Raw genomic sequence first — 20,570 nt, 5'->3', positions numbered from 1 at the left:
TCACTCTTTTTATCGACATGGACTCGATTAATAAGGAGGTTGAGGCTATGAGTAAAGTAACTGAGACGGTAACAGAGCTTACTAGAGATGTGATCCAAAAAGAAGGCTTTGAGTTATTCGACTTAGAATTTGTTAAAGAAGGAAAAAATTGGTTTCTACGTTTTTACTTGGATAAACCAGGTGGAATCGATTTAGACGATTGTGCATTTATGAGTGAAAAATTCAGTGAGATTCTTGACGCTCAAAATCCAGATCCAATTCCACAAGCATACTTCCTAGAAGTTTCTTCACCTGGTGCAGAACGCCCATTAAGAAACGAGGAAGAATTAAAAGCAGCCATTGGTTCATACGTACATTTATCGTTTTATCAAAATATTGAAGGTGAGAAATTCCTTGAAGGAACACTTCTTTCCGTCGACGAAGAAACCGTTACATTGAACGTACAAATCAAAACTAGAACAAAAGAATTTACCATTGAACGAAAAAACATTGCGAAAGCTCGTCTTGCAATCAAATTTTAAGGAGTAAAGGAGTAAACAAATGAGTAAAGAAATGCTTAGAGCATTAACAGTCCTCGAAGAAGAAAAAGGAATTTCTAAAGATGTTGTGATTACAGCTTTAGAAGCAGCATTAGTATCTGCATACAAGAAAAACTATGGACAAGCACAAAATGTAGAAGTTGAGTTTGACCAAAAGAAAGGAAATATGCACGTATATGCTGTAAAAGAAGTAGTTGAATATGTATTCGATTCAACGCTAGAAGTCAGTCTTGAAGAAGCACACGAAAAGCATAAAGCCTATGAAGTTGGAGATAAAATTCGCTTTGAAGTAACTCCAAAAGACTTCGGACGTATTGCTGCTCAAACAGCGAAGCAAGTAATTATGCAACGTCTTCGTGATGCTGAACGTACAAATATCTACAATGAATTCATTCAATACGAAAATGAAATCATGACGGGTGTTGTAGATCGTCAAGATTTCCGTTATGTGTATGTGAATCTTGGACGTATTGTGGCTGGAATGGCGAAACAAGATCAAATTCCTACAGAAGAGTACTTACCAGATCAACGAATCAAAGTTTTAGTTTCTAAAGTAGATAACACTACTAAAGGACCTCAAATTTTTGTGAGTCGTACGCATCCAGATTTATTAAAACGTTTATTTGAGCAAGAAGTTCCTGAAATTTATGATGGTGTAGTAGAAATCGTATCTATTGCACGTGAAGCGGGAGATCGTGCTAAAGTTGCAGTTCGTACTAACGATGCTAACTTGGATCCAGTCGGTACATGTGTAGGGCCACGTGGGCAACGAGTTCATAACATTGTTGAAGAATTAAATGGTGAAAATATGGATATTGTTGAATGGAATGAAGATCCAGCAATCTATATTAAAAATGCTTTAAATCCAGCTCAAGTGTTGAAAGTTGAATTTAATTCGGATAATAACGGTTGTATCGTCGTGGTTCCTGACCATCAACTTTCTTTAGCAATCGGAAAACGCGGTCAAAACGCACGCCTAGCAGCAAAATTAACAGGATACCGTATTGATATTAAATCTGAAACTGCTTATGAAGAGTATTTAGAAAACTTAGCAAATCCAGTCGTTGAAGAAACAGAAGAAGCTTCTTCTGAAGAAGAATAAAATACAGGAGGTGCACGATGAAAAAGAAAAAGATTCCGATGCGCCGTTGTATCGCTTCTGGTGAAATGATGCCGAAGAAAGAGTTGGTTCGTATTGTTCGTAATGCTGAAGGTGTTGCGCAAATCGATCCAACTGGTAAAGTAAACGGCCGTGGCGCTTATATTACTCTTGAACCTACTTTAGTTGAGAAAGCTTGGAAAAATCGTCTGTTTGAAAAACAATTAGAAATTGAAATTCCAGATGCATTTTATGAAGAGCTTCTCGCTTATGTAGAACATCAAAAAGCAAGAAAAGAGTTGTTTAGTGATGGAAGAGCTCGTTAAACAAAGAGCTTTGAATCTACTTGGAATGGCAACAGCTGCTCGTAAGCTCATTAGTGGCGAGGAGCAAGTTATCCAAAGTATTCAAAGACAAAAAGGAAATTTAGTGATTTGTACCAAAGATTGTAGTGCAAACACGGTTAAAAAAATCAAAAACAAATGTGAATATTATGAAATTCCTTTTGTTCAGCAATTTGAAACAGATGAATTGTCTTTAGCGATTGGCAAAAGACGTTCTATCGTTTTAATTGATGATCGAGGGTTTACAAAGAGTCTACTGAAGATGAAGGGATTTAACGATATGAACGAATAGGAAGGTGAGACTATGTCGAAAACTCGCGTATACGAATTAGCGAAAGAATTGAATGTGGCTAGTAAAGAAATTATTGAAAAAGCAAAAGAAGTAGGTATTTCATACAATAGCCATATGTCTACTATGGAAGAATCTGAAATCTCAAAAATTAAAGGAGCCTGGAATTCTAAACCTGCTAATAAACCAGCAGCAAAAGCGCCAAAGCAAGAAGTAAAACCTGCTCCAAAACAAGAAGCGAAAAAAGCTGAAACTAAAAAGGAAACTCCTAAGCAAGAATTCACGAAGAGAGAAGATCGCGCTCCAAAACAAGGGCATCAAAAACAAAATCAAGAACGAAACCATTCTCACAACCAAAGACGTCATGACCAAAATGATAAGAGAAATCAAGAACGTCCAAATCAAAAACAACAAAATGCGAATGGAAACCGTCCTTCATTTAAGAAAGAAACAGCACGCACTGAAGCTCATTCAAACCAACAAGGACAAGCAGAACGTCCTCGTAATAACCAAAAACAAAACAATAACAACAATCGTTTTGAATCACCAAGAAACAATCGTAATAATGACAGAAGAAATCAACAACGTTATAGCGATTCTAACAATGATGGCTTTAGCAAGAAAAACCGCAACCAAAAAGGTAAAAAAGGAAACCGTCGTGATGAACAAAAAACTAAACCAGCTGTTCCTGCACGTAAATTCCATGAATTACCAGATGTATTAGTATACACAGATGGTATGACTGTTGCTGAATTAGCGAAGAAAATCAAACGTGAACCTGCAGAAATCATCAAAAAATTATTCTTACTAGGCGTAATGGCAACATTAAACCAAGGTCTATCAAAAGACGCTATTGAATTATTGGCGGCTGACTACGGTATGGATGCTGAAGAAAAAATCGAAAAAGATATTTCTGATTTAGATGTATATTTTGAAGAAGCAGCTTCTGAAAACGTTGAAAGTACTGTACGTCCTCCAGTTGTAACTATCATGGGACACGTTGACCACGGTAAAACAACATTGCTTGACCAATTACGTAACTCTTCAGTTGTAGCGGGAGAAGCAGGGGGAATTACTCAACATATTGGTGCGTACCAAATCAAAATTGATGGAAAACCGATTACGTTCTTAGATACTCCAGGTCACGCGGCTTTCACAACAATGCGTGCGCGTGGTGCAGACATCACTGATATCACTGTTATTGTAGTAGCAGCCGATGACGGTGTAATGCCACAAACAATTGAAGCCATTAACCATGCGAAAGCGGCAGACGTTCCAATTATTGTTGCTGTGAACAAAATCGATAAACCAGCAGCAAACCCTGGACGTGTGATGCAAGAACTTTCAGATTTAGGACTTGTGCCTGAAGCATGGGGTGGGGACACAATCTTCGTTGAGATTTCAGCAAAATTCAACCAAAACATCGAAGAATTACTAGAAATGATTCTATTAGTAGCTGAAGTTCAAGAATTGAAAGCAAATCCTAACCGATTAGCTTTAGGTACTGTAATTGAAGCACGTTTAGACAAATCAAAAGGGCCTATCGCAACATTATTGGTTCAAGAAGGAACTCTTAAAGTTGGGGATCCAATCGTTGTGGGTAACACATTTGGTCGTGTTCGTGTAATGGTGAATGACCAAGGACGCCGTGTGAAAACTGCTTTACCTGCGACTCCAGTTGAAATTACAGGTCTTAACGCTTCACCTCAAGCCGGGGACCGCTTCGTAGTATTTGAAGACGAAAAGACTGCTCGTGCTGCCGGTGAAGAACGTGCAAAACGTGCGTTAATCGAACAACGTAACGCTTCAAGCCGCATTACATTAGACAACTTATTCTCTACATTGAAAGAAGGAGAATTGAAAGAAGTTAACGTGATTATCAAAGCTGACGTTCAAGGTTCTGTTGAAGCATTAGCATCAAGCTTACAAAAGATTGAAGTTGAAGGCGTTCGCGTGAAGATTATTCATACAGCTGTAGGGGCAATCAACGAGAGCGATATTACTCTTGCAACAGCAAGTAACGCGATTATCATCGGATTTAACGTGAGACCTACGCCACAAGCGAAAATACAAGCGGAATCTGATCAAGTAGATATTCGCTTACACCGCATCATTTATAATGTAATAGATGAAATTGAAACAGCGATGAAAGGTATGTTAGATCCAGAGTTTGAAGAAAAAATTACTGGTCAAGCAATCGTTCGTGAAACATACACTGTTTCAAAACTTGGAACAATTGCTGGTTCATATGTATTAGAAGGTGTTGTTAAACGCTCAAGCTCAGTTCGTTTAATCCGTGATAACATTGTTATTTACGAAGGAGAATTAGCAAGCTTAAAACGATTCAAAGATGACGCTAAAGAAGTTAAACTTGGATTCGAGTGCGGTATCATGATTGACGGCTACAACGACATCAAGGTAGATGATATCATTGAAGCGTACGAAATGGTCGAGATTAAAAGAAAATAGTGCGAGAAAATTCGTTATGAATCGAACCGTTGGACCGGAACACCGTAAGCGACTAGAATAGTCGAGCGGATGTTTCGGGAGACGCACGTCGATTCAGAATTTTCAAGCCGTTATCCAAATAGTGCGAGACCGACTGCTCAGCTTTGGAACACTGGAGTTAAGGAGAGGAAAATCGAGAAGATTTTACGAAGCTTAACGAAGTGGACGCCAAAGCTAGGAGGTCAAGCCGTTATAAAATAGTGCGAGAAAATTCGTTATGAATCGATCGCAATTACTAATAAATTATTATGATTTAGTAGAACGAAGAGGGACTGATTGCAGTGCCTCTTTCGTTGGAAAGGAGACAAAATGGCAAACTTTAGAGTTGGACGTGTGTCACAAGAAATTTTACGAGAAGTAAATGATATCTTATCTAAAAAGGTTCGTGATCCACGTGTACAAGAAATTACAATTACTGAAGTTGAAGTAACTGGTGACCTTCAAATTGCTACTATTTACTACACAACACTTCAAAAACTAGCTAGTGAACGTCAAGCGACTGAACGTGGTTTAGAAAAATCAAAAGGCCTAATCCGTCGTGAATTAGGAAAACGTCTATCATTGTACAAAACTCCAGAATTAATCTTTAAACGCGATGAATCAGTAGATTATGGTAATCATATTGATGAGCTTTTAAAATCTATTCAAGAACAAGACGAACAAAGATAATATTTTTGAAGGCAAAAGAACATTAAACAGAAACAACTCTTTTGCCTTTTTAGTAAAAAATTACCATATATGGTAATTTTCGTGTGTATTAAAAAAGCCAGAAGAGGTGTTTTATGATTGATGCAAATAATACATGGGTATTGTGGTCTATTATCGTTGGGATTGCGACTATTAGTATCTTTTTAGAAAATCGATATAAATGGGCTGCAAAAATCAGCGGAGCGATTATCGGTCTATTAATGGCAGCAACATTAAGTAATTTAGGCGTTATTCCTACAGATTCACCTGTATATGATCAAGTTTGGGGAGTCGTTGTTCCATTAGCAATTCCGATGCTTTTATTCCAATGTGATTTAAAACAGATTTGGAAAGAAAGCGGAAGATTATTAGCTATCTTCTTAATCAGTTCTGTTGGGACTGTACTTGGGGCAGTATTAGGTTATTTAGCCTTGTCTAAAGCTATCCCTGTACTAAACCATATCGCTGGAATGATGGTCGGAAGTTATATTGGTGGAGGAGTTAACTTTGTAGCTGTTTCATCCGCTTTTGAAATTCCAAAAGAACTCATTTCAGCTGCAACAGTGGCGGATAACTTGTTAATGGTATTCTACTTCTTAATTTTACTGATGATTCCTTCGATTGGATTCTTCAAGAAACATTTCAAATTTGCGTATACTGAAGGTGTGAAAGAGGAAGAAGAAAAAGCTTATGGAAAAGATACTGTGATTACGGTTCAAGATGTTGCATTTGTTTTCGCAATTTCTGTGATAATCGTAACCATTAGCTTTACATTATCTGAAATTATTTCAGGTCTAGGTGATAACAGTCTTATTCAATTAGTTTCGAATAAATATTTAATTCTAACAACATTAACAGTAGCTTGCTCAACGATTTTTGCAAAATACTTCAAGAAGATTAGTGGGGCAAACGAAATTGGAACATTCTTGATTTACTTATTCTTTGTAGTCATCGGAATTCCAGCTTCAATCGGAGCAATCATTGAAAAATCTCCATTATTACTTGTGTTCTGTGCAATCATGGTTTTTGTGAACATGGCAGTGACTTTTGCTGGTGCAAAAATCTTCGGTTTCACAGTAGAAGAAGCGATTCTTGCTTCAAACGCGAATATTGGTGGACCAACAACAGCTGCAGCGATGGCTATTTCTAAAGGATGGCATCGATTCGTAGCCCCTACAATGCTTGTAGGAACATTAGGTTACATCATCGGTACTTATGTAGGTATCTTTATCGGACAATTATTGAACTAACAAAAAAGCAACTAATTCTGAAAGCCAGAGTTAGTTGCTTTATTTTTTATTTATTTTCTAAGTAAGTAATCGCCATTGCATCAACGCCTGTGTGGCTCATGATGATTGGTGAAGTTGTTACAATTGTGAGTGGCACATCAGGGAATAGTTCACGTATGCGTGCGATATTTCCTTCGTTAAATTCACTTAAACCAGCATGCATAATTCCGATTTCTTGAATACCACTTGGTACAGCCTTCATTTCTTCGAAGATTTCTTCGTATTTTTTTTGAAGGGATTTTAAACCTCGACCTTTTTGAATAATCTCAATTTTTCCGTGGATGACCTGCAGGAATAATTTAATATTAAGTAAATTTGAGAACATCCCCATTAATTGGCTAATTCGGCCACCTTTAATTAAGTTGTCTAAGTTTACTACGGTTAAATAAAGAGTAGTGCGTTTCTTGGCATCTTCAATAATTTCAAGGATTTCTTCTACTGATTTTCCTTCTTGAGCGGCTTTGGCGGCCTCTTTAACAATCATCCCCATAGATCTGGAAGTGAAGTCTGAATCCACTACAGTGACATTCGTTTCGGTGATATCAGCTGCCTGGCGAGCGGCATCTACAGTACCACTAATTGAACGCATCATTTGAATTGAAATAACAGTATCGCCATTTTTTCCAAGTTCGTCATATACTTCTACGAAACGACCGATAGATGGTTGAGCTGTTTTTGGAAGCTCGCTACTTGCAATCATTTTTTGTTTAAATTCATCTTTTGTAATCGTTACACCATCGATATAGTTTTCGTCATCGATTGAGATATTCATTGGAACGATAGAGATTTCAAATTGTTTAACTTCTTCTTCAGTTAAGTCTGCTGTTGAGTCCGTTACAATATATACTCTTGACATTAAAGTCACTCCTATCAAATAATTTTACCCATCTATAATACCATATTTTTCGCCTAAAAAGCTATATTCATAATCTATGTGGAAAAGAGCGAATTATGATACAATAGGTTAGCAAATGTAAAGCGTGAAAGGATGAGTGGGATGGACGGAATCCTTCCGTTGTGGAAAGAGAAAGGCATGACGTCGTTTGACTGTGTCTATAAAGTTAGAAAAATATTGAAAACGAAAAAAGTTGGTCATTCTGGTACTCTTGATCCTGAGGTGGATGGCGTCTTACCAATTTGTATCGGTAAAGCGACTAAAGTTGTGGAGAACCTTCATGAAGCCAACAAAGTCTATCAAGGTGAGATTACATTAGGGTTTTCTACCGAAACAGAGGATGCTCATGGAAAAGTTGTGTCAACAACACCTATCGAAACGCCGTTTTCAGTTCAAGAGATTGACGAAAAAATGCAGGAGTTTATTGGAGAAATTACTCAAATTCCTCCTATGTATTCTGCAGTTAAAGTGAATGGGAAACGTCTGTATGAATACGCAAGAGCCGGAGAAGCAGTGGAACGACCTTCTCGAAAAGCTACACTATACGACTTCAAACGGATTTCAGATCCAGTGTATAATGAAGATAGGAAGACACAATCATGGAAGTTTGAGGTGAGCTGTAGTAAAGGGACTTACGTTCGAACACTTTCTGTTGATTTAGGAAAATCATTGGGTGTTGAGGCGCATATGTCGCAATTAACCCGTGTAAAAAGCGGACCTTTCCATGCAGATGATTGCATTACATTAGAGCAGCTAAATGAACTTGTAGTAAACGATAAAATTCAAGAAGTACTAAAGCCAGTAGATATTGTATTCGATGAATATCCTCGAATGATTTTAACAAAGGACGAATTCGTTCGATTTAAAAACGGTGCCCTTTTAACGCAAGATGAGTTTCCACAAATTGTTTCACCGACTGCTTGTTATTATGGAGACCAACTTATAGCAATTTATGGTCCTCATCCAGTCAAAAAAGGCTTATTAAAACCAATAAAAATGTTTTAGAAAGGAGAGAAGAATGCAAACAATTGAGTTATCACACCCTTATGCTAAAGAGTGTATTATTCAGGAACCAATTGTCCTCGCTTTAGGATTCTTTGATGGAATTCATCTAGGACATAAAGAAGTGATTACAACAGCAAAAAAAGTCACAGAGGAACGTGGTTATAAAGTAGCAGTGATGTCTTTTAATCAGCATCCATCTGTTATTTTCCAAAATGTAGATCCTGATAGCATTCAATATGTATCTCCTTTAGAACGCAAGAAAGAACTATTAAAAGAACTTGGTGTCGATATTTTCTATTTGGTTGATTTTACAAAGGAATTTGGAGCTCTTTCACCACAAGAATTTGTAGATCAATATATTGTCGGTTTAAAAGCAAAAGTTGTTGTTGCGGGATTTGACTATACTTATGGTAAACGAGATGTTGCAAATATGGAATTGTTACCAAAGTATGCTTCTAATCGCTTTGAGATTATCACGATTGATGAGCAAAAAAATGCGAGTGGAAAGATTAGTTCTACAGCTGTACGAGACTTATTGCTACAAGGCGACATTGAAGAAGCAAATGAACTATTAGGCTATGATTACATTATGGACGGTGTTGTCGTTCATGGCTTTGGCCGTGGTAGTAAAATGCTGGGATTCCCAACGGCCAATATCGAAGTTTCTAACGATACTTTCCTCCTTAAAAACGGGGTATATGTCGTTGAAATGTTTGTGGAAGGTAAGTGGATTCCTGGTATGGCGTCTATCGGAATCAATCCAACCTTTGATGATGTTCATAAAGTAACGATTGAAGTGAATTTGCTCGATTTTGATAAAGATATTTATCACCTTCCAGTTCGCGTGAAATGGTTAAAATACTTAAGACCAGAATTGAAATTTGAAGGAATCGATGCGTTAATCGCTCAATTAAAGAAAGATGAACAAGATACAAGAAATTATTTCAAGACAAAGAGAGGTTGATTCTCGATGTGGTATTTAAAAAACTATGATGAACTAACGAAGGAAGAGATTGTTGCGATTTACAAAGCAAGGATCGAAACCTTTATTGTCGGACAAGATTTGAATTATCAAGAAATTGACGATACAGATAAAAAATCATGGCATCTATTTGAGATGAATGATGATAGAGAAGTGATTTCCTATTTAAGAATTATTCCAGAAAAGGATAAGGTGCGACTTGGTAGAGTGTTGATAGACAATCGATACCAAGGACAAGGAAAAGGTCGTGCGTTGTTAGAGCGCGCTAAAGAAGTTTGTAAAGAATGGTTTGTAGATACCGTGATTGAAGTTCATGCACAAGCACACCTTCAAAACCTATATGAATCACTTGGGTTTGAAGTTGTTTCAGAACCGTATGATATTGTTGGAATCAAACATGTTACTATGGAATTGTATTAGGAGGAAATCATGATTACACGTTATACACGTCCAGAAATGGCAAAAATTTGGTCTGATGAAAATCGTTATAATTGTTGGCTAGAAGTTGAAATCTTAGCTGCTGAAGCCTGGGCACAACTTGGAGAAATTCCAAAAGAAGATGTTGAAAAAATTCGTAAAAACGCGAAATTCACAGTTGAACGTATTTTAGAAATCGAAGAAGAGACAAGACATGATGTCGTTGCTTTTACAAGATGTGTCTCTGAAAGTCTTGGAGAAGAAAAGAAATGGGTTCACTATGGATTAACCAGTACAGACGTAGTCGATACAGCTTATGGGTACCAATTAAAACAAGCCAACGATATTTTACGAAAGGACTTAGCGGACTTCCTAGACATCATTAAAGAAAAAGCACTAACTTATAAAGATACAGTTTGCATGGGAAGAACGCATGGAGTTCACGCTGAACCAACAACTTTCGGCTTGAAACTAGCCTTATGGTATTCAGAAATGAAACGCAATATCGAACGTTTCGAACGTGCTGCAAAAGGGGTTGAAGCGGGTAAGATTAGTGGCGCCGTGGGGACATTTGCGAATATTCCGCCAGAAGTGGAAGCATATGTTTGCGCAAAACTTGGAATTCGTCCTCAAGAAATCTCGACACAGATCTTACCTCGTGACTTGCATGCGGATTACATTTCTACTATTGCATTAATTGCGACAAGTATCGAAAAATTTGCGACAGAAATCCGTGGACTACAAAAATCTGAAACACGTGAAGTAGAAGAGTTCTTTGCAAAAGGGCAAAAAGGATCTTCAGCAATGCCACATAAACGCAATCCAATCGGATCTGAGAATATGGCGGGACTTGCTCGTGTGATCAGAGGACATATGGTCACAGCCTATGAGAACGTGAACTTATGGCATGAACGTGATATTTCACATTCTTCAGCTGAACGTATTATTATTCCAGATAGCACAATTCTACTCAATTATATGCTTCGTCGTTTCGGTAATATCGTTAAGAACTTGACGGTGTTCCCAGAAAACATGTTACGCAATATGGATGCGACTTTCGGACTTATTTACAGTCAACGGGTGTTATTGAAACTTATCGACAAAGGAATGAGCCGTGAAAAAGCGTATGATTTAGTACAGCCATGCACGGCAAAAGCATGGGATGAAAAGTTAGCTTTCCGTTCTGTTTTAGAAAACCAACCAGAAATTATGTCGACACTTTCAAAAGAAGAGATCGATGATGCATTTGATTATCATTACCATATTAAAAATGTAGATTTAATTTTCAAAAGAGTTGGTATTTTATAAAATTCAAATTATACTGAATATAGTGCATTTTCAATGAAAATGTGGTATAAATAGAAAGTAAAATTTAACAAAAGGAGTCAGAAAATGATTAACGTAAGTGATTTAAAAGCTGGAATGACATTCATTCTTGATGGAAAATTAATTAAAGTGTTGGAAATTAGCCACCACAAACCAGGTAAAGGGAACACTGTAATGCGTATGAAAATCCGTGACGTTCGTAACGGTTCAACAGTAGATACAACAATGCGTCCTGATGAAAAAGTAGAACGTGCACACATCGATACAAAAGATGTTCAATACTTATACAGCCAAGATGGCGTTGGAGTATTCATGGACTTAGAAACATACGAACAATACGAAATTCCTGAAGAAACAATCGAACAAGAATTAAAATACATCCTAGAAAACATGGAAGTTAAAATCCAATTCTACGGTTCAGAAGTAATTGGGGTTTCATTACCATCAACAGTTGTACTGCAAGTTACTGAAACTCAACCATCAATTAAAGGTGCTACAGTTACAGGTTCTGGTAAACCGGCAACAATGGAAACAGGTTTAGTAGTTAACGTTCCAGACTTCATTGAAGCAGGAGAATACTTAGAAGTTAACACTGCAGAAGGTACATACGTACGTCGTGCAACTAAATAATGATTTATTGAAACAAGGATGAGCCTAGCGTTCATCCTTGTTTTTTTATAAAGGAGAAATGTGTATGCGGATTGCTGTGATGGCAGGAACACCTATGGACACGAAGTTAGGCGTTGATTTATTGATGGAAAATGGCTTTACTCAAACGATTTCTGTTCCGATTTCTAAAAATCCAGTCGAACAAACGACTTTTCAAGCGTTAGAAGACGAAGAAAGAGAACAATATATTAGAAATGTGATTAACGGGCTGAAAAACGACATTGACGCCGTTTTTGTATACTGTAACTCACTAAGTTCAGTTGTGAATTTCGATTCATTGCAAGAAGAATATAGACTTCCTATGATTACTCCGATGCAAATGTATCGCACACTAGGCGTCGAACATGATTATTTAGCAGTAATGGCCGCGAATTCTCATGGATTAACAGGAGTAGAAAACAATCTATATATTGCTAATCCTAATCTTAAGGTGTTTGGTGTGACGATGCTAGAACTGGTTAAAGCGATTGAAACAGGAAAACCAGAAGAGGAGATTATTAAACAATTCGATTTTCAAAGTTTATTCCACTATTTTGAAAGTACAGAGATTGAAGCTGTCGTACTAGGATGTACGCATTTCCCATATGTAAAGACAGAATTAGAGCAGCTCTCGAATATTCCAATTATAGATGTGGGTGTCTATATGATCGACCGCTTGAAGAGCCATATTCAGGAGGAAAATCATGATTTCAATTGAAAAGATGAGTTATTTCTTTCGGTATGACAAAGTTAAATATAAAAATCCAGTAAAATTTCCAGAAATTGCAGAAGAAATGGAACTGTTGAAGAAGGCTGGCCAAGATGCAAGACAGGAATTCACGAAGTTAACAGAAGCGTTTCAGAAGAACTTTAAGTCATTTCGCATGGACCGAGTTAGTCAATGGATGAATCAAGCCCAAGTGGCAAGACCTGCTTTTTGGAGATATTTTATCGAAGAGGGGCAAGATGAAGGAAATCCATCTTTTGCATTACGGTTGTTTTATAATGACGATAAATTGGGCGTATATGTAGAATTGAGTTTTATTGAACGTAAAATGAACGAACGCTCTCTGATGTTACAAAACAAAGTGTTGGAATGTGAACCTAATCGTAACATTTTATACGTAGCATCTGATTTTCAAAAGAATGCGACAGCTTATGAAGGGAACGTATCTAATAGAGATGAATTAATAAGAGCTGTTAAAGAAGGAGAGGTCCGTAAAGTTATTTTAAGAAGACCGGTGTTTCTTGAAAAGAACAAAGACGGAATTGAAGAAGAACTTGCAGACGCATTGAAGGAATTAATTCCGTTTTATGAAACCATTTATATGAATGAAGTAAATTAAAAGAGGTAGATTTAAAATCTACCTCTTATTGTATTTATAGAGTTCTTTAAGCTGGAGCAGGAGTTCCTGGTTTTATCGTTACTTCTTCTTCAGATTCAGTTTGCTCTGTAGTTGTTTCTTCTGTAGTTTCCTCTTGTGAAATAGAGACTACTTTAGTTTCACCGTTTAAGATTACTTGAGAAGCGTCTACAGATCCAACAAGGATGCTACCAGCTCCAATTACAAATAAAATAGTAACTAACTTTTTACCTTTATTTGATTTTAATAAAGCATAGGCAGCGCCTAACACAAGGATTCCTGCACCAAGTGTCACTAAACCTGTTGATGTCCTAGTGTTTGGAAGAGAAGGTTTATTAACAAAGCATCCTACTTTTTTATAAATTAATTTTACAGAAGTAGTAGAATTAACATCTCCCAAAAATTCCCAGAAATAATTTATTCTTTTTCAGAATTAGAAAGTGAATCAACATTAATATTCGTGATATTAACTTGAGTCGTACCATCTGCATATGCGGAAGTAAAATTAGAAGCGAAAATTGCTGTTAAAAAAGCTAAAGAAATTAGGGCTACTAATTTTTGAATAATTTCATAATAAATCCTTTCCTTTTATTTATGAAAATATAATGGAAATGGTGAAAATTTGCAAAGAAATATGAAATTATTGTTTTTTCTTTCAAAGGAAATTATGACGTCATATTTTTGTTTGACGTTTGACGTTCATATTGACAAAAATTTTTTCGAAAGAATCTTAATTACAAGTCACATAAGGTGCTAGAATCGTTGATGTTATAAGCGTTATACATCTGCGGAACTAGAAAATAATAAACTGAAAATCAGTCTAAAGTCCTAGTGTTTTCATGTTGACTTAATTTGACCAATGTGTTAAATTATAAATGTGGTTAGCACTCGTCTTAGTCAAGTGCTAAAGAGAGGTGACTATGATGTTAACCAATAGACAATTGCTAATCTTACAATTAATCATACAATTATATACGGAAACTTTGGAGCCGGTCGGGTCGAAGAAGTTGATGGAAGTTGCAGAATTACCATTTAGTTCAGCGACGATTCGTAACGAGATGATGAAGCTTGAAGAGTTGGGATATCTTGAAAAGAACCATACTTCTTCTGGGCGAGTTCCTTCTAATAAAGGATATCGTTACTACATCGACAATATTCTACCTAGACAAAAGCAACCTGTTTCTTTAAGCGTTCGAAATCAAATTCGTGAAGTTTTCCAACAGTCAACATTAGAGATTCAAGATGTATTTCGTTTATCTGCTGACATACTAGCAACATTAACGAACTATACCGCAATTTCTTTTGGACCGGAAGTGAGAACTGCCACGTTATCGGGATTTAGACTTGTTCGCCTAAACCCAAATCAAGTGATGGCAATCGTTGTTATCAGTAATGGTTTAGTAGAAAATAAAGTCTATACAATTCCGGGAGCTATTGACGATAGTGATTTAGAAAAAGTGGTTCGCATCATAAATGATGAATTAATTGGAGTGCCGCTAGATATCGTTGCTAAACGATTAAAGACGGATCTTCCAATTCTTATGAATCGCTACATGAATTCACAAATTCAAATCGTCAAAGTAATTCAAGAAATGATGAATCGTTTCGAGAATGATAGAATGCATGTTGCAGGAAGAAGATATTTGTTAAATTACTTTGATCATCACGCTAATGTGGATCAACTCAAAGGAATTTATCAATTGATGGATGATCAGTCTAAGTTACATCAACTAGTAACCAATGATCATCAAGATATTCAAATTAGGCTCGGCTCAGAAATGGATCATCCGTTACTTGGTGACTTTAGTTTGGTAACTGCTAGTTACGAAACTCCAAACCAAGATACAGGAATGATTGCACTTCTTGGACCAAAGAATATGCCGTATTCGAATGTATTATCAATTGTAAAAGGACTCAGGGAAGAGTTAGCAACCACGATAGAAGATTATTATCGTAACTTATAGAGTAAGGAGATGAAATCTTGGAAACAAATGAACATAATACTAAAGAAGAATTAATTAAAGAAAATGTAGTGACAGATGAAACTCCTCAAGAAGAAGTTACTGAAGAAACCACAACAGAACTTTCGAATGAAGAGAAATTACAACAAGAAGTTGAAAGATTAAACGATCAAGTGTATCGACTTTCTGCTGAAATCTCAAACATTCAAAAAAGAAATGCTAAAGAAAGACAAGATGCTGCAAAATATCGTAGCCAAAGTCTAGCGCAAAACTTATTAAATGTGATTGATAATCTTGAGAGAGCCATTGCTTCTAAAAGTGAATCAGAAGATGCTCAAAACCTTAAAAAAGGAATTGAGATGGTGTATGAAAGTTTTCTTTATGCACTAAAAGAAGAAGGTATTGAAGAAATTGATGCATTAGATCAACCTTTTGATCCAACATTGCATCACGCTGTTCAGACTGTTCCTGTTGAAGATGGTCAAGAAGCAGATAAAGTAGTGCAAGTGTTTCAAAAAGGTTATAAATTAAAAGATCGAGTATTACGACCAGCGATGGTCATCGTCTCACAATAAGAAGACGAATCTTAAAATAAATAATAAATTTCATTAATAGGAGTGAATTAAATATGAGTAAAATTATTGGTATTGACTTAGGAACAACAAACTCAGCAGTAGCTGTTTTAGAAGGTAACGAAGCAAAAATTATTGCTAACCCAGAAGGAAACCGTACAACACCATCTGTTGTAGCGTTCAAAAATGGAGAAATTCAAGTAGGTGAAGTTGCAAAACGTCAAGCTGTAACAAACCCAAATACAATTTCATCAATTAAACGTCACATGGGTGAAGCTGCTTATAAAGTAGAAATTGAAGGTAAATCTTATACGCCTCAAGAAATCTCAGCGATGATTCTACAATACTTAAAAGGATATGCTGAAGAATATCTTGGAGAAAAAGTTGAAAAAGCGGTTATTACAGTACCTGCATACTTCAACGACGCTCAACGTCAAGCAACAAAAGACGCAGGTCGTATCGCTGGTTTAGAAGTGGAACGTATCGTTAATGAACCAACTGCAGCAGCTCTTGCATATGGTCTTGATAAAGTGGACCACGAAGAAAAAATCTTAGTATTTGACCTTGGTGGTGGTACATTTGACGTATCTATCCTTGAATTAGGGGACGGCGTATTCGACGTATTATCAACAGCTGGTGACAACCATCTAGGTGGGGATGACTTCGACCAAAAAATCATTGATTTCTTAGTGGAAGAATTCCAACGTGATAACGGTATTGATCTATCAAGCGATAAAATGGCAATGCAACGTTTGAAAGATGCTGCTGAAAAAGCTAAAAAAGACTTATCAGGTGTCTCTCAAACACAAATCAGCTTACCATTTATCTCTGCTGGTGCAGCTGGCCCATTACACTTAGAAGTAACATTAACTCGTGCTAAATTTGATCAATTAACTCAAGATTTAGTAGAACGTACAAAAGAACCAGTTCGTCGTGCTTTATCTGACGCAGGTTTATCAGCTTCAGATATCGACCAAGTATTATTAGTTGGTGGATCAACTCGTATTCCAGCAGTTGTTGAAGCAGTACGTAAAGAAACTGGTAAAGAACCTAACAAATCAGTAAACCCAGACGAAGTAGTAGCGATGGGTGCTGCAATCCAAGGTGGGGTTATCTCTGGTGATGTGAAAGACATCGTATTATTAGACGTAACACCTTTATCACTTGGTATTGAAACAATGGGTGGCGTGTTCACTAAATTAATCGATCGTAACACTACAATCCCAACAAGCAAATCACAAGTATTCTCAACAGCTGCGGATAACCAACCAGCAGTAGACGTACACGTATTACAAGGTGAACGTCCAATGGCAGCGGATAACAAGACTTTAGGCCGCTTCCAATTAACAGATATTCCTGCTGCTCCTCGTGGTGTGCCTCAAATCGAAGTAACATTCGATATCGATAAAAACGGTATTGTAAATGTACGTGCGAAAGATTTAGGTACTGGTAAAGAACAAGCAATTACAATTAAATCTTCTTCAGGTTTATCAGATGAAGAAATCGAACGTATGGTAAAAGATGCAGAAGCAAATGCTGAAGCAGATAAAAAACGTAAAGAAGAAGTAGACTTACGTAACGAAGTTGACCAATTAATCTTCACTGTTGATAAAACATTGAAAGAATTAGAAGGTAAAGTAGATGCTAGCGACGTTCAAAAAGCTGAAGCAGCTCGTGACGAATTAAAAGCAGCTGTAGAAGCAAACGACTTAGAAGCTATGAAAGTAAAACGTGATGCTTTAAATGAAGTAGTACAAAACTTAACTGTTAAACTTTATGAACAAGCAGCTGCAGCTCAACAAGCTTCTGGTGCTTCTCAAGAAGGAGCAACTGAACAATCATCTTCAAATAACGATGGCGTTGTGGATGCTGACTTCGAAGAAGTAGACTAATATTTGCTAAAATGATAGGGTGTAAGACTACTTAGTGGTCTTACGCCCATATCCTTTGTAAACTAAGAAAGAAAAGGAGGGGCAATTAGTGGCCAAAAGAGATTTATATGAAATTTTAGGCGTATCCAAAGATGCCTCTGAAGCAGATATTAAGAAAGCTTATCGGAAATTATCTAAAAAATACCATCCTGATATTAATAAAGAACCTGGAGCGGATGAGAAATTCAAAGAAATCGCTGAAGCTTACGAGATTTTAGGTGACGCACAAAAACGTGCAGCTTATGATCAATACGGACACGCTTCTTACGATCCAAACTCTGGATTTAGTGGTGGCGGATTCGGTGGTGGATTTGATGGGTTCGGAGGATTTGGCGGTAATGGAAACTTTACTGGCGGATTCGAAGATATCTTTAGTAGTTTCTTCGGCGGTGGAGGCAGTCGTGCTGATCGTGCGAACATGCCACGCCAAGGGGCTGACCTTCAGTATGTCATGGATTTAACATTTGAAGAAGCTATCTTTGGTAAGGAAGAAACGATTCATTACCACCGTAGTGACGAATGTCAAACGTGTCATGGCACTGGTGCAAAACCTGGAACGCATCCAACGACTTGTTCTAAATGTCATGGTTCAGGTGTGATTAATGTTGAAAGAAATACACCATTCGGTCGTATGATGAGTCAAACAACCTGTGATGTGTGTCATGGTACAGGACAAGAAATCAAAGAAAAATGTCCAACCTGTCACGGCCATGGTCAAGTAGATGAAACACATAAAGTCAAAGTGAAAGTCCCTGCAGGTGTTGAAGATGGAAACCAAATGCGCCTTCAAGGACAAGGGGAAGTAGGTTTCAATGGCGGTCCTTATGGTGACCTTTATGTCATCTTCCGAGTTGCTCAAAGTAAGACATTCAAACGTCAAGGAGCGGATATTTATTATCAACTTCATGTAAACTTTGCTCAAGCGGCTCTTGGAGATGAAGTAGACGTACCAACTGTTCACGGTAAAGTGAAATTAAAAGTTCCTGCTGGGACACAATCAGGAACGATTTTACGACTACGTGGAAAAGGGGCTCCTAAACTACGTGGTACAGGAAACGGTGACCAACATGTTGAAGTCATCGTAGATACTCCTAAGAAACTGACAGATAAGCAAAGACAAGCTTTACAAGTATTTGCTAATGAGGAAGGAACGCAACTTCATAATGGTGAGGAGAATTTCTTCGACAAGATGAAGAACGCATTTAAGGATACATTTGAATAATAGAAAAAGAACGGCTCTTTGTCAAATAGTGTTGATGAAGAATATTAGGAAGGGATTAAGCAACTAATTGTTGCTTAATTCCTTTTTGTTTTGGGCCAAACATTTTTGTTATTAAAATAATCCTGTTCCTAAAGTGATAATAGTTTCTAAAGCCATAGGCATTTCTTTTGAGCACTTTTATTTTATTGTTTATTCCTTCAATAGGTCCGTTTGTTCTAGTTGGATGCTCACAAGTATTTTGAATATATGGCAGGTAAGTAATTAGAGTTTTTAATACTCTTTTTAAACCAGAAGATAGGTCTAATTGTGTAGCTGCTTCAATCATTTCCTTGAATTCTATATAATCTCTAGCTTGAATACATTCACGAAGTGAATGTACAACCTCATAATCATTTTTAAGAGATGGATTGTTTTCCAAAATATAATCCACGATTCCTTTACTTGTTATAAAACTTTCAAAAAGCTTATAACGATTATATTTATAGTTCTGAAGTTCGTTAGGATTCTTTAAAATGAACTTCCAATAGTGTTTTAACTTTCGATATAATTTAGGGTCTTTATAACGATGCTTATTCATGACACGTACCCGAGTACGATTTAATTCTCTATTTAAGGCTTGTACGATATGAAAAGGATCAATGATAATTTTTGCGTTAGGAAACATTTCTTTTATTAATTGAATGTACGGTAGGTACATGTCGATTGAGATAGTTTTTACCATTAATCTAGTCTTGGGCTCAAAACGATGAAAATATCTTTTCAAATTGTAAGATTTTCTATCTCGTACAACATCGACCAGCTTGTGTGTAGTGCTATCACAAATAATGAAACTCATATTACTATCGGAAGATTTAACGGATTTAAATTCATCAAAGCATAAATGCGCAGGTAAATCATGTAATGGTTTAATCGTTAAGAATCGTGCTGTATCATCTATGATACGTCTGACAGTATGAACTGAAACATTTGTTTCTTTTGCGATATATGTTTCAGATACTGTTTCACTTATTTTTGATTTGATTTCGTTTTTTAATCGTTTCGAGATATGACAGTGTTTTTCTACAATTCGACTAGTGTCTGCGGTAAATGAAGAGCCGCATTCTCTACAGAGAAATCTCTGCTTGCGTAGATTTAAGTAGGCCGGAAGGCCTGAAACAGAACAGAGAGTGATACGAGAAGTTTTCGTCCCATTTTTAACAATATTATGATTTTGGCTAACACATCCACAGACGGTACAAAATTCTGGTTTATGCGTATATGTAGCTGAATAAAATAAAGATTTTCTCTTTTTAAATATCTTCTCTTGAACTTTATTATCCCAAATAATATTTTTATCTTTGATTTGTAGCGTAGCTTCTAGTATATTGTTCATATGGTCATCATCCTTTTGTATTAGGTTTAGGCGCTTTTAATATAATGGATGTTGGCCTTTTTGTATACACTAAAATAGGGTTGTGGAAAATTTCCATCAACCCTAAAAATTATAGAACCA

General features: G+C 36.7%; 21 protein-coding genes. 18 read left to right on the top strand and 3 right to left on the bottom strand.

Features of this window, described 5'->3' with window-relative positions; translation table 11 throughout:
- Positions 1–47: 47 nt before the first annotated feature.
- The 7 genes from rimP (at position 48) to ADH99_RS00880 (ending at position 6,716) form a co-directional block, all read left to right on the top strand.
- Entirely contained in the window at positions 48–521 is a 474-nt protein-coding gene (gene rimP, locus ADH99_RS00910) for a ribosome maturation factor RimP (protein WP_039848786.1), read from the top strand.
- Between the two features lie 19 nt (positions 522–540).
- Positions 541–1,641, top strand: a complete 1,101-nt coding sequence (nusA, locus tag ADH99_RS00905; RefSeq protein ID WP_005605559.1) for a transcription termination factor NusA — start codon at positions 541–543, stop codon at positions 1,639–1,641.
- Between the two features lie 17 nt (positions 1,642–1,658).
- A complete protein-coding gene (gene rnpM, locus ADH99_RS00900) occupies positions 1,659–1,964 on the top strand; it encodes an RNase P modulator RnpM (RefSeq protein ID WP_048712070.1) in 306 nt (101 codons plus the stop codon).
- On the top strand, positions 1,948–2,274 hold the full coding sequence (locus ADH99_RS00895; RefSeq protein ID WP_005605555.1) for a L7Ae/L30e/S12e/Gadd45 family ribosomal protein: 327 nt from the start codon (positions 1,948–1,950) through the stop codon (positions 2,272–2,274). The genes rnpM and ADH99_RS00895 overlap by 17 nt, the downstream gene beginning before the upstream one ends.
- Positions 2,275–2,286: 12 nt before the next feature.
- Positions 2,287–4,740 (top strand): translation initiation factor IF-2, encoded by a 2,454-nt coding sequence (gene infB / locus ADH99_RS00890; RefSeq protein ID WP_049555492.1) that lies wholly within the window; start codon positions 2,287–2,289, stop codon positions 4,738–4,740.
- A 348-nt stretch (positions 4,741–5,088) separates the two neighbouring features.
- The gene (gene rbfA, locus ADH99_RS00885; protein ID WP_048711299.1) at positions 5,089–5,448 is read left to right on the top strand and encodes a 30S ribosome-binding factor RbfA; all 360 of its coding nucleotides are present in this window, start codon (positions 5,089–5,091) and stop codon (positions 5,446–5,448) included.
- Between the two features lie 113 nt (positions 5,449–5,561).
- Entirely contained in the window at positions 5,562–6,716 is a 1,155-nt protein-coding gene (locus tag ADH99_RS00880; protein ID WP_049555493.1) for a DUF819 domain-containing protein, read from the top strand.
- Between the two features lie 46 nt (positions 6,717–6,762).
- Here ADH99_RS00880 and ADH99_RS00875 read toward each other — a convergent pair whose 3' ends face one another.
- Positions 6,763–7,611 (bottom strand): DegV family protein, encoded by an 849-nt coding sequence (locus ADH99_RS00875; protein ID WP_049555494.1) that lies wholly within the window; start codon positions 7,609–7,611, stop codon positions 6,763–6,765.
- Positions 7,612–7,752: 141 nt separating this feature from the next.
- On the opposite strand from ADH99_RS00875, the gene truB reads away from it, so the two are divergent.
- The 7 genes from truB (at position 7,753) to ADH99_RS00840 (ending at position 13,374) form a co-directional block, all read left to right on the top strand.
- Positions 7,753–8,655 (top strand): tRNA pseudouridine(55) synthase TruB, encoded by a 903-nt coding sequence (gene truB, locus ADH99_RS00870; protein WP_049555495.1) that lies wholly within the window; start codon positions 7,753–7,755, stop codon positions 8,653–8,655.
- A 13-nt stretch (positions 8,656–8,668) separates the two neighbouring features.
- Complete coding sequence (ribF, locus tag ADH99_RS00865; protein ID WP_049555496.1) at positions 8,669–9,619, top strand: riboflavin biosynthesis protein RibF; 951 nt, start codon at positions 8,669–8,671, stop codon at positions 9,617–9,619.
- 6 nt (positions 9,620–9,625) lie between these two features.
- Positions 9,626–10,057, top strand: coding sequence for a GNAT family N-acetyltransferase (locus ADH99_RS00860; protein ID WP_049555497.1), 432 nt, complete (start codon positions 9,626–9,628; stop codon positions 10,055–10,057).
- Between the two features lie 9 nt (positions 10,058–10,066).
- Positions 10,067–11,362: an adenylosuccinate lyase gene (gene purB, locus ADH99_RS00855; RefSeq protein WP_049555498.1), complete on the top strand. Its 1,296-nt coding sequence runs from the start codon at positions 10,067–10,069 to the stop codon at positions 11,360–11,362.
- Between the two features lie 84 nt (positions 11,363–11,446).
- Positions 11,447–12,010, top strand: coding sequence for an elongation factor P (gene efp / locus ADH99_RS00850; RefSeq protein ID WP_005605540.1), 564 nt, complete (start codon positions 11,447–11,449; stop codon positions 12,008–12,010).
- A 64-nt stretch (positions 12,011–12,074) separates the two neighbouring features.
- Positions 12,075–12,746 (top strand): glutamate racemase, encoded by a 672-nt coding sequence (locus ADH99_RS00845; RefSeq protein ID WP_049555499.1) that lies wholly within the window; start codon positions 12,075–12,077, stop codon positions 12,744–12,746.
- Positions 12,733–13,374: a hypothetical protein gene (locus ADH99_RS00840; protein ID WP_049555500.1), complete on the top strand. Its 642-nt coding sequence runs from the start codon at positions 12,733–12,735 to the stop codon at positions 13,372–13,374. Before ADH99_RS00845 ends, ADH99_RS00840 begins: the two co-directional genes overlap by 14 nt.
- A gap of 46 nt (positions 13,375–13,420) precedes the next feature.
- Here the strand turns inward: ADH99_RS00840 and ADH99_RS00835 are convergent, their stop codons facing one another.
- Positions 13,421–13,792 carry a hypothetical protein gene (locus ADH99_RS00835; RefSeq protein ID WP_049555501.1) on the bottom strand — a complete coding sequence of 124 codons (372 nt, stop codon included), beginning with the start codon at positions 13,790–13,792 and terminating at the stop codon, positions 13,421–13,423.
- A gap of 520 nt (positions 13,793–14,312) precedes the next feature.
- Between ADH99_RS00835 and hrcA the strand changes: the two genes are divergently transcribed.
- From hrcA to dnaJ, 4 genes are all read left to right on the top strand, one after another.
- Positions 14,313–15,356 carry a heat-inducible transcriptional repressor HrcA gene (hrcA, locus tag ADH99_RS00830; protein WP_082160285.1) on the top strand — a complete coding sequence of 348 codons (1,044 nt, stop codon included), beginning with the start codon at positions 14,313–14,315 and terminating at the stop codon, positions 15,354–15,356.
- Between the two features lie 17 nt (positions 15,357–15,373).
- Positions 15,374–15,928, top strand: a complete 555-nt coding sequence (gene grpE / locus ADH99_RS00825; RefSeq protein WP_053091360.1) for a nucleotide exchange factor GrpE — start codon at positions 15,374–15,376, stop codon at positions 15,926–15,928.
- 53 nt (positions 15,929–15,981) lie between these two features.
- Positions 15,982–17,817 (top strand): molecular chaperone DnaK, encoded by a 1,836-nt coding sequence (dnaK, locus tag ADH99_RS00820; protein ID WP_049555502.1) that lies wholly within the window; start codon positions 15,982–15,984, stop codon positions 17,815–17,817.
- Positions 17,818–17,905: 88 nt separating this feature from the next.
- Positions 17,906–19,078: a molecular chaperone DnaJ gene (dnaJ, locus tag ADH99_RS00815; protein ID WP_005605523.1), complete on the top strand. Its 1,173-nt coding sequence runs from the start codon at positions 17,906–17,908 to the stop codon at positions 19,076–19,078.
- A 55-nt stretch (positions 19,079–19,133) separates the two neighbouring features.
- On the opposite strand, the gene ADH99_RS00810 is transcribed toward dnaJ, so the two are convergent.
- Positions 19,134–20,450, bottom strand: coding sequence for an ISL3 family transposase (locus ADH99_RS00810; protein WP_049554475.1), 1,317 nt, complete (start codon positions 20,448–20,450; stop codon positions 19,134–19,136).
- Positions 20,451–20,570 lie beyond the last annotated feature (120 nt).

The sequence above is a fragment of the Granulicatella sp. 572.rep1_STHE genome (assembly GCF_001073445.1).
GTDB lineage: Bacteria > Bacillota > Bacilli > Lactobacillales > Aerococcaceae > Granulicatella > Granulicatella adiacens.
Note: the sequence above shows the minus strand (reverse complement) of the source record. Positions and strands in the feature narration are given on the sequence as shown.

What these genes read in the sequence shown, in the direction of transcription:
- nusA (WP_005605559.1), top strand. Translation starts at nt 541, where the DNA reads ATGAGTAAAGAAATGCTTAGAGCATTAACAGTCCTCGAAGAAGAAAAA.
- purB (WP_049555498.1), top strand. Translation starts at nt 10,067, where the DNA reads ATGATTACACGTTATACACGTCCAGAAATGGCAAAAATTTGGTCTGAT.
- rbfA (WP_048711299.1), top strand. Translation starts at nt 5,089, where the DNA reads ATGGCAAACTTTAGAGTTGGACGTGTGTCACAAGAAATTTTACGAGAA.
- ribF (WP_049555496.1), top strand. Translation starts at nt 8,669, where the DNA reads ATGCAAACAATTGAGTTATCACACCCTTATGCTAAAGAGTGTATTATT.
- ADH99_RS00810 (WP_049554475.1), bottom strand. Translation starts at nt 20,450, where the DNA reads ATGAACAATATACTAGAAGCTACGCTACAAATCAAAGATAAAAATATT.
- hrcA (WP_082160285.1), top strand. Translation starts at nt 14,313, where the DNA reads ATGATGTTAACCAATAGACAATTGCTAATCTTACAATTAATCATACAA.
- rnpM (WP_048712070.1), top strand. Translation starts at nt 1,659, where the DNA reads ATGAAAAAGAAAAAGATTCCGATGCGCCGTTGTATCGCTTCTGGTGAA.
- ADH99_RS00845 (WP_049555499.1), top strand. Translation starts at nt 12,075, where the DNA reads ATGCGGATTGCTGTGATGGCAGGAACACCTATGGACACGAAGTTAGGC.
- infB (WP_049555492.1), top strand. Translation starts at nt 2,287, where the DNA reads ATGTCGAAAACTCGCGTATACGAATTAGCGAAAGAATTGAATGTGGCT.
- truB (WP_049555495.1), top strand. Translation starts at nt 7,753, where the DNA reads ATGGACGGAATCCTTCCGTTGTGGAAAGAGAAAGGCATGACGTCGTTT.
- ADH99_RS00860 (WP_049555497.1), top strand. Translation starts at nt 9,626, where the DNA reads ATGTGGTATTTAAAAAACTATGATGAACTAACGAAGGAAGAGATTGTT.
- rimP (WP_039848786.1), top strand. Translation starts at nt 48, where the DNA reads ATGAGTAAAGTAACTGAGACGGTAACAGAGCTTACTAGAGATGTGATC.
- ADH99_RS00895 (WP_005605555.1), top strand. Translation starts at nt 1,948, where the DNA reads ATGGAAGAGCTCGTTAAACAAAGAGCTTTGAATCTACTTGGAATGGCA.
- ADH99_RS00875 (WP_049555494.1), bottom strand. Translation starts at nt 7,611, where the DNA reads ATGTCAAGAGTATATATTGTAACGGACTCAACAGCAGACTTAACTGAA.
- efp (WP_005605540.1), top strand. Translation starts at nt 11,447, where the DNA reads ATGATTAACGTAAGTGATTTAAAAGCTGGAATGACATTCATTCTTGAT.
- dnaK (WP_049555502.1), top strand. Translation starts at nt 15,982, where the DNA reads ATGAGTAAAATTATTGGTATTGACTTAGGAACAACAAACTCAGCAGTA.
- ADH99_RS00840 (WP_049555500.1), top strand. Translation starts at nt 12,733, where the DNA reads ATGATTTCAATTGAAAAGATGAGTTATTTCTTTCGGTATGACAAAGTT.
- ADH99_RS00880 (WP_049555493.1), top strand. Translation starts at nt 5,562, where the DNA reads ATGATTGATGCAAATAATACATGGGTATTGTGGTCTATTATCGTTGGG.